Origin of the sequence: Pseudomonas sp., assembly GCF_051660785.1 — a bacterium.
Lineage (GTDB): Bacteria > Pseudomonadota > Gammaproteobacteria > Pseudomonadales > Pseudomonadaceae > Aquipseudomonas.
This window is the reverse complement of record NZ_JBOFQE010000056.1, coordinates 71464-88019: the sequence shown is the minus strand read 5'-3', so window position 1 is coordinate 88019 and position 16556 is coordinate 71464. Positions and strand designations below refer to the sequence as shown.

Annotated in this window: 11 protein-coding genes; 5 read left to right on the top strand and 6 right to left on the bottom strand. The window is 59.8% G+C overall.

Annotated elements, in window-relative coordinates; all coding sequences use genetic code 11:
• Positions 1-72 precede the first annotated feature (72 nt).
• Genes ACRC4F_RS13585 through cbiE form a run of 5 tightly spaced genes read right to left on the bottom strand, consistent with a single transcriptional unit; the run spans position 73 to position 3816 of the window.
• Positions 73-396, bottom strand: a complete 324-nt coding sequence (locus ACRC4F_RS13585; RefSeq protein WP_131058881.1) for a helix-turn-helix domain-containing transcriptional regulator — start codon at positions 394-396, stop codon at positions 73-75.
• A gap of 4 nt (positions 397-400) precedes the next feature.
• Positions 401-736, bottom strand: a complete 336-nt coding sequence (locus ACRC4F_RS13580) for a type II toxin-antitoxin system RelE/ParE family toxin (RefSeq protein ID WP_438659754.1) — start codon at positions 734-736, stop codon at positions 401-403.
• A 59-nt stretch (positions 737-795) separates the two neighbouring features.
• Positions 796-1518, bottom strand: coding sequence for a cobalt-precorrin-6A reductase (locus ACRC4F_RS13575; protein WP_438659753.1), 723 nt, complete (start codon positions 1516-1518; stop codon positions 796-798).
• Positions 1515-2612, bottom strand: a complete 1098-nt coding sequence (locus tag ACRC4F_RS13570) for a cobalt-precorrin-5B (C(1))-methyltransferase (protein WP_438659752.1) — start codon at positions 2610-2612, stop codon at positions 1515-1517. The genes ACRC4F_RS13575 and ACRC4F_RS13570 overlap by 4 nt, the downstream gene beginning before the upstream one ends.
• Positions 2605-3816, bottom strand: coding sequence for a precorrin-6y C5,15-methyltransferase (decarboxylating) subunit CbiE (gene cbiE, locus ACRC4F_RS13565; protein ID WP_438659751.1), 1212 nt, complete (start codon positions 3814-3816; stop codon positions 2605-2607). The genes ACRC4F_RS13570 and cbiE overlap by 8 nt, the downstream gene beginning before the upstream one ends.
• A 54-nt stretch (positions 3817-3870) precedes the next feature.
• Between cbiE and cobG the strand changes: the two genes are divergently transcribed.
• The 5 genes from cobG to ACRC4F_RS13540 all read left to right on the top strand — a co-directional run bounded on the left by cobG (position 3871) and on the right by ACRC4F_RS13540 (position 15905).
• Positions 3871-5268: a precorrin-3B synthase gene (cobG, locus tag ACRC4F_RS13560; protein ID WP_438659750.1), complete on the top strand. Its 1398-nt coding sequence runs from the start codon at positions 3871-3873 to the stop codon at positions 5266-5268.
• Entirely contained in the window at positions 5261-5887 is a 627-nt protein-coding gene (locus tag ACRC4F_RS13555; protein WP_438659749.1) for a precorrin-8X methylmutase, read from the top strand. The genes cobG and ACRC4F_RS13555 overlap by 8 nt, the downstream gene beginning before the upstream one ends.
• Entirely contained in the window at positions 5884-6618 is a 735-nt protein-coding gene (locus ACRC4F_RS13550; RefSeq protein WP_438659748.1) for a precorrin-2 C(20)-methyltransferase, read from the top strand. Before ACRC4F_RS13555 ends, ACRC4F_RS13550 begins: the two co-directional genes overlap by 4 nt.
• Positions 6618-8321, top strand: coding sequence for a precorrin-3B C(17)-methyltransferase (gene cobJ / locus ACRC4F_RS13545; protein WP_438659747.1), 1704 nt, complete (start codon positions 6618-6620; stop codon positions 8319-8321). Before ACRC4F_RS13550 ends, cobJ begins: the two co-directional genes overlap by 1 nt.
• Positions 8322-8783: 462 nt before the next feature.
• Positions 8784-15905: a TcdA/TcdB pore-forming domain-containing protein gene (locus ACRC4F_RS13540; protein ID WP_438659746.1), complete on the top strand. Its 7122-nt coding sequence runs from the start codon at positions 8784-8786 to the stop codon at positions 15903-15905.
• Here ACRC4F_RS13540 and ACRC4F_RS13535 read toward each other — a convergent pair.
• Complete coding sequence (locus ACRC4F_RS13535; RefSeq protein ID WP_007937197.1) at positions 15890-16486, bottom strand: MarC family protein; 597 nt, start codon at positions 16484-16486, stop codon at positions 15890-15892. The genes ACRC4F_RS13540 and ACRC4F_RS13535 overlap by 16 nt on opposite strands.
• Positions 16487-16556: the final 70 nt, after the last annotated feature.

The window sequence follows — 16556 nt, the reverse complement described above, 5'->3', positions numbered from 1 at the left end:
GATCAGGGCCGATAAGTAAAAATGCGGCGTGCGGTGTGGTGTCGCAGGAAAAACAGTTTGTTTCTCGTTCCATCAGTGCGCACGTACCGCATGCACTTGCATATCTACCCCAAGCGTAGCGCGAATTACGGCAAATATCGCAGCCAGGTTATCCATGCTCGGGTTGCCCTTGGCTGACAACATTCGATGAAGACTTTTGCTTGGTTTTGCTGTTTCCTTCGCCAGCTCTTCAAAACCAACGGTGGCGTTGACGAGATCGCGCAAAATGATCCTGGCCATTTCAGGTTCACCATTAAGAAACAGAGTAGCAGCCTCATCCAACAATGCCTGAGCGAACTCGGGGTCACGCTGGGCACGCTCGGCGATGGTGTGTTTGTAGCTTCGGGTGAGCGCCATGACTTTATCTCCGGGTTCGTTCAGCTTTCTTACGGGTTCTAAATTCAGCTATCAGTGTTTTTGCCTGTTTGATGTCGGCCTTTTGGGTGGACTTATCGCCGCCACCAAAAAGGATGATCAGGCGTTTTCCCTCTTGAATAAGATAGATTCTGTAGCCTGGGCCCCAATTTATTCGGTATTCGCCGAGACCTTCAAGCCACTTGATATTGGAAGTATTGCCCAGCTCCAGTCGGACCAGGGCAGTAGATACCTTAAACGCTGCCTGCTTATTTAAGGTGGAAAACCAACGTCCAAAGGGGCTTGTTTCGTTTTCCTGCAAATATTCTTCGAGTGTGATCACAGACGGCCCTGAAGGTAACAAATAGGTTACTTATCATGCAAGCCAGCGATCCTGCCCTATTAAACAAAGGTGGCCAACGCATCAAGTGTTTCTTGAAGCGTCAGTAGCTCCCGATCCACCCCCGGCAACGCCGGCCGCTGCAACACAATCACCGGCACCCCACGTTCCCGCGCCACTTCCAGCTTCGGCTCAGTCGCCGTGCTGCCGCTGTTCTTACTGATCAGTACATCAATCTGCCGACGCTCGAACAGCTCACGTTCATCCTCGATCAGAAACGGCCCGCGTGCGCCGATGACTTCGCAGCGTTCGTTGCCGGGGTAAACGTCCAGTGCGCGCAAGGTCCAGAATTGCTCCGGCGGAATTTCGTGCAGGTGCTGCAGCGGTTCGCGGCCGAGGGTGAACAGTGGTCGGCGGAAGGGTTTGAGGGCTTCGACCAGTTCGGCCCAATCGCTGACGTCCCGCCAGTCATCGCCCGGCTGCGGTTGCCATGCCGGCCGGCGCAGGGCCCAGCAGGGAATGTCGGTCAAATCCGCGGCGGTGGCGGCGTTCTGGCTGATTTGCGCAGCGTAGGGGTGGGTCGCGTCCAGCAGCAGGTCAATCCCTTCATCGCGAATGAACTGCGCCAGGCCTTGCGCGCCACCGTAGCCGCCGACGCGTACCTGGCAGGTCAGGTCCGTCGGCACGCGACCGACACCGGCCAGGCTGTAGATGTGTTCCGGCCCCAGCGTGCGTGCGATGGCCAACGCCTCAGTCACGCCGCCCAGCAGCAAAATACGCTTCATTGAAAAACTCCTGCATGGCCGACTATCCCGCCCTGTCGATCGATGGCAAACACTTCAACTTGAACCTGCGCCGGCACCACGCTGCGGGCAAAATCCAGCGCGTGCTGACACACCGCATCACCGAGCGCGATGCCCGCCGCGCTGGCCATCACCAAGGCTTGCTGGCTGGTATTGGCCTCGCGGATGCCTTGCTGCAACGCCTCGTCGGCGCCAATCGCGGCAGCCCATTCGGCCAGTTGCGGCAGGTCGATGCTGGAATGCCGGCTGTGCAAGTCCATGTGCCCGGCGGCCAGTTTGCTGATCTTGCCGAAGCCGCCGCACAGGCTGAGTTTTTCCACCGGCACTTTGCGCAAGTGTTTGAGGACGGCACCGACGAAGTCGCCCATTTCGATCAGGGCGATTTCCGGCAGGTCGTAGACGCGGCGCATGGTGTCTTCGCTGGCGTTGCCGGTACACGCGGCGATATGCAGGTAACCGTTGGTTTTGGCGACATCGATGCCTTGGTGGATCGAGGCGATGTAGGCCGCGCAGGAAAACGGCCGGACGATACCGCTGGTGCCGAGTATCGACAGCCCGCCCAGAATGCCCAGTCGCGGGTTCATGGTTTTCAGTGCCAGCGCTTCGCCGTCCTCGACGTTGACCGTGACCGCAAAGCCGCCGCCGTAGCCGAGCTCATCGGCCAACAGCATCAAGTGTTCGGTGATCATTTTGCGCGGCACCGGGTTGATCGCCGGCTCGCCGACACCCAGCACCAGACCCGGCCGGGTGACGGTGCCGACACCACGGCCAGCACTGAAACGGATGCCCGGCTCGTCACTCAATCGCACTTGGGAATACAGCAGCGCGCCATGGGTCACGTCCGGGTCATCCCCGGCGTCCTTGATCGTTCCGGCTTCGGCGCCGTCGTCGATCAATCGGCAGAACTCCAGGCGCATCTGCACTTGTTTGCCTTTGGGCAGAACGATTTCCACAGCGTCTGCGCGCATCCCGCTCAACAACAATCGCGCCGCCGCGAGACTGGTCGCGGTGGCGCAACTGCCCGTGGTCAGGCCGCTGCGCAGCGGGGCGGGTTGCTCGGCGGTTTCGTCACGCATCGAAAGGTTTCGTCACGTCCAGCAAGGTAATCGGCAACGCCTGGCGCCAGGTGTCGAACTCCCCCAGCGGTTGGGCCTGAGCGACGTGAATGCGGGTCAGCTCACCGCCGTGACGTTCGCGCCAGGCCATCAGGGTCACTTCGCTTTGCAACGTGACAGCGTTGGCGATCAGTCGACCACCGGGTTTGAGCTGCGCCCAACAGGTGTCGAGCACTCCTTCACGGGTAACCCCGCCACCGATAAAGATCGCATCCGGGCGTTCGAGCCCGGCCAGGGCCTGTGGTGCACTGCCGCGAATCAGCTGTAATCCGGGCACGCCGAGGGCATCGCGGTTGTGTTCGATCAGCTGTTGCCGACCTTCATCGGCTTCGATCGCCAGCGCGCGGCAACCGGGGTGAGCACGCATCCATTCGATGCCGATCGAGCCGCTGCCGGCGCCGACGTCCCACAGCAGTTCGCCAGGAACCGGGGCGAGGCGCGCAAGGGTAATCGCGCGCACGTCACGTTTGGTCAGTTGACCGTCGTGCTTGAAGGCGTCGTCTGGGAGGCCGGCCAGTCGCGAGAGGCGCGGCGTGTTTGGCTCGGCGATGCACTCGATGGCGATCAGGTTCAGATCGGCAACCGATGCAGCGTTCCAGTCATTGGCAACGCCATCGATACGTCGTTCGGCGGCGCCGCCCAGATGTTCCAGCACGCTGAGACGGCTCGGACCGAAACCGCGTTCGCGCAGCAGCGCCGCAATGGCGGCCGGGCTTTGGCCATCGTTGCTCAGCACCAGCAAGCGCACGCCGCTGAACAACTGCGCGTTCAGTGCGGCGATGGGCCGGGCAACCACCGAAAGCGTCACCACCTCTTGCAACGGCCAACCCATTCGCGCCGCCGCGAGCGAGCAGGAAGAGGGCGCTGGCAGGACCAGCATTTCATCGTTGGGCACTTGCCGGGCAAGACTGGCACCGACGCCAAAGAACATCGGATCGCCGCTGGCCAGCACGCAGACCGGCTCACCGCGCAGCGCCAGCAAAGGGTCGAGGGAAAATGGGCCGGGCCACAATTGCCGCTCGCCACGGATGCAGGCCGGCAGCAAATCCAGTTGTCGCTGGCCACCAATGATCCGCGAAGCGCGCAACAGGGCGTGCCGGGCGTTTTTGCCCAGGCCCTTGAAGCCGTCTTCGCCGATTCCCACTACTGTCAGCCAGAGTGACATCTGTAGCCCTCAAAAATAGTCTTCAAACGAGCTGTTCCGACGGGCAGTCTTTTCATGCCGTCGAACAAAGCAGGCATAATACCGCGCCTTCGCCCGCGAAGCGTCTTTCCCCCATTGCTGGTCGCCTCCTTGAACGAACGCCCGATCTCCTCAGCTTTACGCCCCTCGGCCTGCCCGGGGTTGCTGCGTATTGTCCAGGCGCTGGACGGCGGTATCTGTCGGATCAAGTTGAATGGCGGTTCGATCAGCGCGGCTCAGGCCGAAGCAGTGGCCAATGCTGCCGAGCGTTTCGCTGGCGGGGTGATCGAGGCCACCAACCGCGCCAACCTGCAAATCCGCGGGATAGGCAGTGAGCACGGCGCCTTGATCGACAGCCTGATGGCGGCCGGGCTCGGTCCGACCAGCGCGGCGGGCGACGATGTGCGCAATCTGATGCTCAGCCCCGGCGCCGGCATTGATCAACAGATGCTGATCGATACGCGCCCACTGGCTGAACAGATCCTCGCCACGCTGCAAAGCGATGAACGCTTCCACGACCTCAGCGCCAAGTTCGCCGTGCAACTGGATGGCGGTGAAGGTCTGGTGATGCTCGAACATCCCCATGATCTTTGGTTGTCCGCTGCTGAACGAGACGGAGAGCGGGTGTTTGCATTCGGTCTGGCAGGTTGCCTTGTCGACCCGCCTGTAGGCGCGGTGTTGCTGGAACAGGGCCACGGCTTGGTGGTCGCGGTGCTGGAGTTGTTCCTGGAATTGGCGCGCCCCGAGCAGACCCGCATGCGGCATCTGCTCGCCGAGTGTTCGCTCGACACGTTTCTCGCGCGTCTGGCCGAGCGAGTGCCATTGATGTGCATCAAAGCTTCCCCGCGCGAGGCAAGTTCAAGCGCCCTGCACATCGGCGCCCATTCACAGCGTGATGCCGGGCGTATGTACATCGGCGCAGTGCCGCCTCTGGGCCGCTTGAATCCGGCGATGCTCAGGCGCGCCGCACAATTGGCGCGCGAACAGGGCGACGGCACTTTGCGTTTCACGCCTTGGCAAAGCCTGTTATTGCCCGGCGTCCATGGCGACGACGCGCCTCAAGTTATCCACAGCCTCGAACAACTCGGCCTGTGCTGCTCGGCCGACGATGCTCTGGTGCATCTCATCGCCTGCACCGGCTCGACCGGATGCGGCAAAGGCCTCGCCGATACCAAGGGCGATGCCCGAGAATTGGCGGCACTGCTGAAACGCCATGGCCAGACCCTGAATGTGCACCTGTCCGGCTGCCAGCGTTCCTGTGCGGCCGCACACATTGCCCCGGTCACGTTGCTGGCAGTTTCTCCCGGTCACTACGACCTCTATTTTCGCGATGCAGCGCAGCCGGGCTTCGGCGCGTTGCACGCACGCAACCTTACTATTGAAGCGGTCGCGGCCTTGCTCGACGCCCGCTCACGGAGCCCCTTAGATGCTTGATTACATCCGCGACGGTCAGGAGATCTATCGCAACTCCTTCGCGATCATTCGTGCCGAGGCCAACCTCGAGCGCATCCCGGCCGATCTGGAAAAACTCGCGGTGCGGGTGATCCACGCCTGCGGCATGGTCGATGCCATCGACGGCCTGCAATTTTCCGACGGCGCGGGCAAGGCCGGGCGCGAGGCACTGGCTGCCGGTGCGCCAATCCTGTGCGACGCGCGCATGGTCAGCGAAGGCGTGACCCGCACGCGTCTGCCGGCCAACAACCCGGTGATCTGCACGCTGCGCGATGAAAGCGTTCCGGAACTGGCTCGCGAGCTGGGCAACACCCGTTCCGCCGCCGCGCTGGAACTGTGGCGCCCGCATCTGGAAGGCAGCGTGGTGGTGATCGGCAACGCACCGACCGCGCTGTTTTATTTGTTGGAAATGCTCGACGCAGGCGCACCGAAACCGGCACTGATCCTCGGCTTCCCGGTCGGCTTCGTCGGCGCCGCCGAATCGAAAGCAGCACTGGCGGCCGACAGTCGCGGCGTGCCGTTTGTGATCATGCAAGGCCGGCTGGGCGGTAGCGCCATGGCCGCCGCCGCCGTCAACGCCCTCGCCACGGAGATCGAATGATGCAGACCCCTGGACGCTTGATCGGCCTGGGCGTCGGCCCCGGTGATCCGGAACTGATTACCGTCAAAGCCCTGCGCCTGCTGCGCGAATCGCCGGTGGTGGCGTACTTCGTCGCCAAGGGCAAGAAGGGCAACGCCTTCGGCATCATCGAAGCGCATTTGCAGGACGCGCAAACGCTGTTGCCGCTGGTGTATCCGGTCACCACTGAAGCGCTGCCGGCGCCGCTGTCGTACGAGCAAGTGATCAGCGATTTCTACGATGCGGCGGGCGAAGAACTCGCCGCGCATCTGGATGCCGGTCGCGACGTGGCCGTGATCTGCGAAGGCGATCCGTTTTTCTACGGCTCCTACATGTACCTGCACGACCGCCTGGCCGAACGCTACGAAGCCGAAGTCGTGCCGGGTGTTTGCTCGATGCTCGGCGGCGCGTCGGTGCTGGGCGCGCCGTTGGTTTACCGCAATCAGAGCCTGTCGGTGCTCTCCGGTGTGCTGCCGCACGAAGACCTCAAGCGTCGGCTGGCCGATGCCGACGCGGCGGTGATCATGAAGCTGGGGCGCAACTTCCCCAAGGTCCGTCAGGTACTCGAAGAACTAGGTCTGGCTGAGCGTGCGCTGTACGTCGAGCGCGCGACCATGGCCAATCAGAAAATCGTCCCGCTGGATCAGGTCGAGCCGATGTCCTCGCCGTACTTCTCGCTGATTATCGTTCCCGGTGAAAGGTGGCAAGGCTGATGCCCCGTCCAGTTCCGGCGATTGTCATTCTTGGCAATGGCAGCCTCGCGACCGCGCGCAAGATCCAGCAGGTCTACCCCGGCGCCTTGATCCATGGTCTGGCCGAACGGGTGGAAGGCGCGGACCGTGTCTATCACGAGTTCGGCGCGACCTTGCGCGAGTTCTATCAACAGGACACACCGATCATTGCCTTGTGCGCGGCAGGCATTGTGATTCGTACCTTGGCGCCGTTGCTGCTGGAGAAGGGCGCCGAGCCACCGGTGCTGGCTGTGGCCGAAGACGGCAGCGCCGTGGTGCCACTGCTGGGTGGACTCGGTGGCGTGAATGTCATGGCGCGGGAAATTGCTGCCGGTCTCGAAGTGGCCGCCGCGATCACCACCAGCGGTGAGTTGCGCTTCGGCACCTGCCTGCTCAATCCACCCAACGGCTACGCCCTCGGCGATCTGGAACTGGGTAAGCGCTTTGTTTCCGATTTGCTCGCCGGCCAAAGCGTGCGCATCGAAGGCACCGCGCCGTGGCTGGCGCAAGCACAGTTGCCGGAAGACCCGCAGGCTCAGTTGTCGATCCGCGTGAGCAGCGCCGAGCGCACGCCGGCGGCCAATGAATTGTTGATCTACCCGCGCAGTGTGCTGGTGGTGGTGGACGCCGAGTTGGCGGATTTACCGAGTGCGATTCGCTTGGCCCTGCATCAGGCAAACATCGCCGTGCAATCGCTGGCGTGTCTGCTGGCCAGCGAACTGCACATGGCCAATCCTGCGTTGCGTGAAGCGGCGCTTGAGCTGGGTGTGCCGCTGCGGTTTGTTTCGGTCAACGGCGATGTCAGCGAGCTGGCCCACCAAGCCGTGCCGAACGCTACCGTGGTGTCGACGGATACCGGCATCGCTATCGCAGTGGCCAGCCGGCCACTGGAGGTTGCCCAGATCGGTCGCGCACGCGGTCGTTTGGCCGTGATCGGCCTGGGCCCTGGCGCCGCCGAATTGATGGTGCCTGCGGTCAAGGCCGAACTGGCGCGCGCCAATGATGTGCTGGGTTATGAAACCTACGTGCGCATGGCCGGGCCTTTTCGCGAGGACCAAGTGCTGCATTGCACCGACAATCGCGAGGAAATGCAGCGCGCTCGGCACGCTTTCGAACTGGCGGCTCAAGGGCGGTCGGTGGTGGTGGTTTCGTCGGGGGATCCGGGCGTATTCGCCATGGCTGCAGCAGTGCTTGAAGCCTTGCACGAGTCGAGCGAGCCGAGCTGGCATAACGTTGATCTGGAGATTCTTCCGGGCGTCTCCGCGTCGCTGGCAACGGCGGCACAGGCCGGCGCGCCTTTGGGTCACGACTTCTGCGTGATGTCTCTGTCGGACAACCTCAAGCCCTGGACAATTATCGAGAAGCGGCTGGAACTGGCATCTCAGGCCGACCTGGCGCTGGCGTTCTACAACCCGATCTCGCGTTCTCGCCCTTGGCAACTGGGGCGGGCACTGGAGATTGTCGCGCAGCACCGCACCGCTGAAACGCCGGTGGTATTGGGGCGGGACATCGGTCGTCCTGGCCAGACGTTGCGTGTCACCACACTGGGTGAACTGACCCCCGATCAGGTCGACATGCGCACCATGGTGCTGATCGGTTCTTCCACGACCTGCACCTTCCCTCGTGCCGAGGGTGGCCAGTGGGTGTACACGCCACGCTGGTACGGCGACAAGCCTGCCGGGTAAGCCATCGCGGCCAGATCTGCTGGCCGCAGTCACCTTCCGGCGCGTAGGATTTTTCACCGTGCATGCACAGAAAAACGTCCGGATACCCGCTGTACTTGGCCCGGGCGCTTCTGGAAAGTGCGTGCGGGTGCATCAGGCAATTCACGACCTGACTCTTCATGTTCTGAAACAACCGACACAGGCCGTTTGGCTTACGGCCGCGCGCAGTTTGTTAATAACCATTTCTGTTAAAGATAAAAGTTACACTTGTTCGTCGAGCTTAAGTGTAATTAATTAATTGCCCGGCTGGTCGATTGAGCTGGTTATTTAAATGGCTTAGTATTTTTTCGGTGTCGCCACTTACAGGGTGTTTGATCTTAAGTGCTGTGACAGTTGTGGGTTGGTCGAAGCGCCTTCAATGCCAGAGTTATTAGCGCTGGTTTTAAATATTAGTTTAAGTTCGCAAATATCGACGGATGGCGTGTGCTCGACGTTGCTGGTTGCGTGTATTTCCAGGATTGTTATAAGGGCATGGATGGGATGAATCAATATCAGGTATTAAGCTCTGCGGGTAAGTCGTTTCTTCAGCATTTCAAGTCCGATATTCAAACACTCACAAACACGTTTAACGCCGCGCCGGAATTTGACGCATTGAGTGGCTATTACGACGCGTGCACAAAGGATCAGCGATGGACGGAGCAGGTGGCGCCGTTGTTATTGTTCAAAGACACGCTGGGCTCGCTGATCGGCCAGCGCGCCGGGCCGATATCGCCAGCGTTGGCCGACCTCTCAGCGCGGCTCGAGAACTATTCAAATCGACTCGTCCAGACTGTTCGGATGTTGAATCCGGTTGCGCCAGATGTGCCAAAAACAATGCACTTCGTTTGGGTGGGCGGGAGCGCAGTAGGCGCTATTCAGCGGGACTACATCAACATCTGGAAGGAGATCATGGTCAAGGAAGGCCATACGTTCAACCTGTGGTACGACAGTGATGCAGTGCTGGCGTTTGAGATGAATCGGGTGATTCTGGAAAGTGCCAGGGCACATGCGATGGCGTCGGGGGGAGCGACAATCACCACGCCCGTGGAACTGGCCCGTATGATCGAGCATCGTGCCCGGGTGTTGAAAATGCAGATGTCGACGCATCTCAGGCAAAAACGCTGGGCTGGCAAGGCAGATGAGGCGCGTATCGATCTGATGGTCCGTGCCTATGGCAAGGACGAGGCCACCCTCATCGCTTTCAGGCAAAAATGCCTGGACAGCCACTTGGCCATGGTAGATGAGCATCTGCGGTTGCGTGACGTTCGTGAGGTGTTCAAAGAGCATCTTTTATGGGACGTCTATGAGCGCGAGGTAGCAGAACGAGGAAACTTCGCTGCGGCCAGCGATGTGGTTCGCCTGCAAGTCGAAGCGCGTGAGGGTGGCCGCTACAGTGATGTAGATTACTTGCCACAATTGAAAAACAGACTGGGCACAGTCGATATAACGTCCTTTGACGAAAGTGCGCGAATTGGCGTATTACAACTGTTGCTTAATCACAATAAGTCGTTGATGCCAGGCCGCGATCCCGGTCGTTACACTGACCGCACGATGAGTATTCCGGCAGAACACCGAAACGCATTGACCGAGTTTGCGCTACAGCGTCCGGGTGCCAGTGAAATATTCTCTGCACCACAGAATAGTCAAACGCCAACAGACGGTATTCGCATGGCGGTTCAATTCAACAGTGAAATGAACTCCCATGTCGTGGCACATGCCGGCGCTGGCTCGACCCAGGCAATTATCGAATTGATCAGGTTCAATTACGACTTCCTGTCGGCGTTTGAATCCCGATTGAACACGGCGGGTGCTGACTGGAGCAACAATGCGGCCGTACAAGACATTCTCGTGACGATGGTGAGCGAAAAAATGGCCGAGGTGCCTGCGCTGTCAAGAACGCGCCGAGGGTACTTGGGCAAGCTGGCTGGCGCTATTGGTGCTTACTACAGTGACGGTATCCGCTATGAATCCCGAGGGACCATCGATTTGACCGGACCCGGGGCCGCTATCACAGGGCTTGAGGAGTACGTGGAGAAGCATCTGCTGTTTGATGGAAAAAACGAAATTCGAGACCGGTTGAAATTGTCGGAGGGCTACAACGTGGCCACCGAAGAGGAGAAGGTTTCTGGCTGGACTATCAATGCAACACCGCAAGTATGGTTGCAAAAAGAACAGGCAAACTGGGTCGACGGGAAAGTAAAAACACGCTACCAAGGGGATTTTTCCGAGCTGTTGAAAGGGCAGACCATAAGATTTGATAAGGGCTGGCCTGTCATCGAAGGTCGACATGTGTTGTCGACACAAGTGTTGCACTCCCTGGCGCAACACCTTGGCAAACCTTTTTTGCGTGCGATGAGTCAGCGGACCACCGATGAGGTGACTTTCGACAAGCCATTGCAGCTGAGCTTTGACGAGCGTCAATCCATCCTCGCGCAGGAGGTCGCGCTACCGCCGTCGTTGGTGGGTGAATCGGCACCGGGGGATTTACCTCTGGATGAATTGCTTCACCGGATGGGCCGGGGCACCTTGCAGGTTGAGCAGCTTGACCCCCGGCAACGGTTGTGGATCGGCTCGTTGCTGGGGGCGCAGGCCATGGATCAACGCAATTTTGATCAAGTCAGCGCGCGGCTGGAAAACCTTGCCAACAATGTGTCTGAATTGGGCGTGTCGCACCGTTACGGGGCCATTGAACGGGAGTTGCTCAAAGAAAATCATCCCGCGTTCGTTGAGGGTCTGGGCAGTGCCTTGGCACCTTTCGTAGCGTTGTCCGAGACCAGCGTCGAGCTGAAGAAGCAGGCGCTGGAGCAGTCACTGACCTTGCTGCAATGGGGACGCCAGGTCGCGCGGATTCAGCAGGTCGCAAAACTCGAATTCCGCGACCGCATCAGCGAGCGCATGACCGATGTGCTGGGAAGCTTCGATCAAGGCACCTTCAAACTGGTGCCGCAGGACTTGTTACTTCAGGGCGACGGTGACCGGATCGCCGGGCGCTGCTACCCGCTGGCATTGGCCATGGCGGCGGCGATCAGCAAGGGAAACGAAGCGGGCAACTCCCTCCGTGAGCGATTTTACCTGGCGGTCATTGAGCCCGATGCCAGCGATTCGAGTGCATTTGTGAGCATCCTCGAAGAGCTTCGCGACGTCGACGTGCATGACCTCGGCGGACAGGTAGTGCGATCCGATCTGACACAGGTGATCGCGACGCTCGAAGAGGAAACCGGCGACCGCACGTTGATGCTCAACTCGGATAATCACTCGATGCTGCTGGCCAAAAGCTTCGTTGGCGAGGGCAGTACCTATCATTTCTACGATCCGAATTTTGGTGTTTTCGAGTTCGATACTGCTCAAGCGCTCAGCGCAGCATTGACTCATTTTTTCATTCGCCAAGAGATGGCGAAGCCGTACGCTGCTTATGGAAAACCCGAGCTTCCGGCCTTTGATTTGATTGAACTGGACGTCGCTCGACTCAATGCAACGGTATTGCCATCGGGAGTCCGGGTTTCAAGTCTTTCCGACTCGGGCAGCCTGCCTGGGCAGGCGCCGCGGGCAAGACAGCGGCTGGCCAGTGCGCGAGGGCGCTCGCTGGTCAACAACGGGCCGCTGGGCAGTTCGTTACTGGAACTGGACGCCCACTGGTGGGGCAGGCAGATCGCGCAGGCGACACGCCAGTTGCAGGAGCAGCACGGGCTGTCGTCAGGCGCTGTTGCGTTGTTCGAGACGCTGGAGATCACCCCGGCAGGCGAGTACAAAATCAGTCTTGTCGATAGCGATCCAGCACGGACCCTTGTGCGCGTTACCACCGATGACCCTCGATTCCTGAGGATCAGGAACTACCTCTCGGAAACCTTCCATGCGTTGGCAGCGCAACCGCATGAACCGGTTGGCTCGCCTGACCCCACGGACGCCGGCAGCGTTCATACACTCAACGCCGGCTTCACCGTGCAAGCCTTGATGAACGCGCTGCGTCATCACGAAGGCGCGGCCAGCGGCGGTGACCAGGCCCTGACGACTGCCATTCGCCTGCATGCCTACGTCAACTACGCCCAATTGGTCCACGGCAACGTAGTGGATGTGATCGGCGTTGTGACACTGGTGCGTCAGGCACTCGACGATGAAAAACTGATCGCCCGTACCAGCGCGCCGTTGGTGCAAAAGGCGTTGGGACATGTGGCCAATGAAGGCGTCGGTACGGTCTTGGGGTTGGTGAATGTCGGGTTTGATATTTATCAGTTGAGCCATGCCACCAATGACATTGAAAAGGCGCAGTTCGGGACGCAGTTGGCGTTCGATTCCGCGAGCGCCGTATTGGGCGCCGCCGGTCTGGGTGCGGCATTGGCAGGTGCGGGTACCGTGGCGGCGGTGCTGGGCGGTGTCGGGGTGATTCTGGGCGGATTGGCAGTGGGCGTCGCTGCGCTGGCCGAAGGGTTTGCCACCATTGCCGAGGAGGCCAAAGAGGTCGCCCGGTTTTTTGAAGGGCTGGAAAAGGCTTGTCTACAGGGCGGCTATCACCTGGACACGGCCGCGAATGCCTGGATTGCGCATCCCTTGCTGGTGTTCGCCGATCTCGATTTGCGCGCATCGACGGTCCGTTTTGACAGCCCTAAACTGTTCCCGCTTCGCGACCATTTCGGGGTTCCGGATTTCGATGTGGATTACGAACATGCCACCGATATCCGCGTGGGCCTTGGATTGCCCGACTCGGCGCCTTTCTCGCCGCAGCCCGGTCAGACGATCGTTTTGCCCGGCACACCGAAAACCTGGTACGGCTATGAGTACAAGTTGCTGCCGTTTGTCACGTTTCGTCATGCCGGCGGCTTCGATACGGCACGTCGTCTGGAGAAAAAGAATGAGCAGGGGCAATGGCAGTTTCTGTTTTCGTTCTACTCGTTTCCCGGTGAGTACGTGGTCAACCGGCTGAACCCTGTCTACAAACCCACGGCATTCAACGTTCGTCTCGACAACATCGAACGTTCGCTGGTGGTGCCTGCCCTGCCGAAGGCGTGGCACGGCCTGGTTTCCTACTGGATAGAAGGTGCCGGCGCCCAATGTTCCGTGCTGCTAAACCCTGGAGTGAACGTTGAGCTCAACGCGCCCGGTCACACGGCCATGCGCTGGGTGCTGCACGCTCCCTGGCTGGCGGAGGCAGACATCCGGGTAGCACCTGCGGGCTGCCTTGTTGCGGATTCGCTGGGTGTGAAGTTCACCGGTGGCGGTGTTCACGATGTGGTGCTCAAACTTGCAGGTAACGCGATCATGCGCGTTGATCTTGTTGCGCTGAAGTTGGAGGTGGTTGAGGCAGAGGCCGATCCGGCGCTTGGGGAGCAAGCGCTGCTGGATCACTTCAAGTCATTGGCCCGTGAACATCGGCTGGCCATGCCTTACACCCCGGTTCACAACTTTGTGGTGCCGTTTGAAAAGCCGGATGAACCGAGGACGGTGGTCGCCTATTACGACTCGGCTCAGGATCGTTTCCTGTACATCCGTGACCCGAATGTCCTGCTGTCCGATGAGGTCGTGCTCGGAGCCGTGGTGGAGGGCTCGGCCTATTTCTATCACCCCGAAAGCTTCGAAGTCTGGCAGGTCGACGCGATCACCGGCACGCTGGTTAAGCGCTACCGTTTGCTGGTCAGGCAGGGTGTGACCATTGCCCGCTGCGAGGCCGTGGCCAATGGCGGGATTCAGGTCGTGCAACAGTCCACGCCGAAGGATGGCCCGCACGACGAGTTGACCTTTATGATCCATGACGGGTCCGTGTTGCTTGGCTCAATCACCCGTGGTCACGATCCGGCGTTGCAGGCCGTTTTAGCCGCTGACACGCTGACGGACTGGACGCGGGTACTGGGCAACTACGTGTTGCCGGCAGAGTCCATCGATACGGTGAATTGGCGTCCCGCTGCGCTGGTTTCGATATGTTGGCAGTTCGAGGGCATTTCCCGTGATCTGGTCTGGGTCCGCGATGCTGACGGGTTGATCGTTCGTGCGGCTGCCAGGCGTCACCATACGCGGGGGTGGGAGGATTCGATCAAGGCCTTGAACTCTCTTTTACTTATCGCTCCCGCCGGTGCCGAGGGTGAGGTGTTTGTTACCTACGACAAGTCTTTTGCAAGCCTCGTACGACAGCAAAGGTCGATTGTGGAGGGGCGCGCGCATTGGTCTACCCAAGAAATTGCCCCCAGAGGGCTGAAAAATGTCGTCTGCGTTGAACAGGGCTATCTCGCCCTGACTGACGCCGGCCTGTTTTTCAATATGACGCCGGAGGGGTATCTGCGTTTGGGCGGATTGACCGAAACCTGGTTCAAGGATCGAGCGCTGTGGTGGTCCGCATTGCCAGCGGTCTCGATAAGGTATCCGGTATCGAGCTTCGCCCTCCTTGGGTTGACCAACTTTATCGGGGACGCCGGTTTGTGCGCCTGGTATCTGGACGATCGCCTGTTGCTCGCGGACCTTGGCCATGGCAAAGAAGTGCGGTTGCTGAGTGTCACTCCAGACAATCAGGCCGTTTGGCTGTTCGATCTTTCAACGGGCAAGATTTTCCGCCAGCGCTTTATCGATACGAAACTCTTGAGCGCTGCATTCGGTCAAGGAACCAGGCTTTTGCAAGCGCAGATATTGCCGGCCCCGAGGCAGGAGTGGGCGCCCTGGACTTTTACTGACGTGAAAGTGGAGGGTGCGGGTCTTGGCGCAACGACGCTTGATGGCATAGAGATGGATTTACAGCACAACGAACCGGTACGGATTACGGGTGTGGATATCCGCTGGGTCACGGCACTGGAAGGGCCATTGAGCGAAGGGTTGGCGGCGCTGGCGAACGAACATCGATGTGCCGATTTCCTCTCCGTCGAAGACCCTGACAGTCTTCAATGGTATGTGGTCCGGACCGGGCGATTGATCCGGATTCCGAAAGCCACCGTCACTGCGCAGTACACGCTGATTGGTACCCGGGAAAAAACCAACGTGATGCTGCACGAACACGGGGACGGCCAGTTGCGCACCTACCCGGATGAAAGCTCGGTCGGGCCGCTGGACTATGTCCAGAGAAACACCGACGTGCTGGTGGTCGAGGGGCCGAAGACGGCCCATGACCTTCTGCCGTTAATTGCCGACGATGTCCGTATCCTGGTGCTCAAAATGGGGCAGGGGGCAACGACTGGCCGGCTGACCCGAGCGGCCTGGTTGAAACTCGACTCGGTGATCGTCGATTGTCGTTATCCGCTTGAGCGACCGCCCTTGGTTCCGGGGAAACTGATTCTGGACGCCTCAATCACGGACGAGTGGTGGGTCAGCCTGGTCGATGAGCATTTGGTGATGAACGGCCTAGACAGCGGGCACAGCCTGATCTTTCGCGGTGTTTACTCCGCGGATGTGGCCTTGCGGGGCGACGTGTTCCTTTCGCTCAATGGCTATCGATCATGTGCGGTTTCGCAAATAGTGACCGAGTTGCTGAAGCAAAAGGGCATTACCGGGAGCGCAACGTTAACGGAGCTGATATCGAAATATCAGATCGGAGTGAGCGCAGAACCGGCTTTTCAGAACGTAGCGCTCCCTGGCGATTACGGCACCAGATAACCTTTCACACCCGTAAAGATTATCTGTGCCGCCAACGCGCACACAAACAAACCCATCAAACGGCTGACGATCTGCAAGCCCTGGTCACCGAGAATTCGCTCAATACGGTTGGACAGGTAAAGCACCACGCCGACCGTAAAGCTGGCCAGGGCAATACTGAGAATGGCCGTGAGTTTGTCATCCCAATGAGGCTGGCTCACGCCCATGACCAGCAGAGCACCGATGGTGCCGGGGCCGACCGTCAATGGAATGGTCAGCGGGACGATAGTCACATCCTGCTGCACATTGTCGGTCTGCACCGCTGACTTGCCTTGGGCCATGCCCAGCGCAGAAATAAACAGCACGCTACCGGCGCCGATGCGGAACGCGTCCACGGTAATGCCGAAGACGCTGAAAATCACGCGTCCGAACAGGTACAGCAAAACGCTGGACACCAGTGTGGCGGTGGCCACTTTCCAGGCAAGTCGACGCTGTTCCTTGCGTGAATAACCGCGAGTCAGACTGATGAAGCAGGACAACACGAAGAACGGGCTATAGAGCACCAGCATCTTCAGGTAAACGCTGAATAACACATGGAGCATGGTTTTGGGCTCGCATCTAGAGACGGGTGAGTCGGAGTCTATCAGTTGGCCAAGTGCCTGTGGGGTGTGG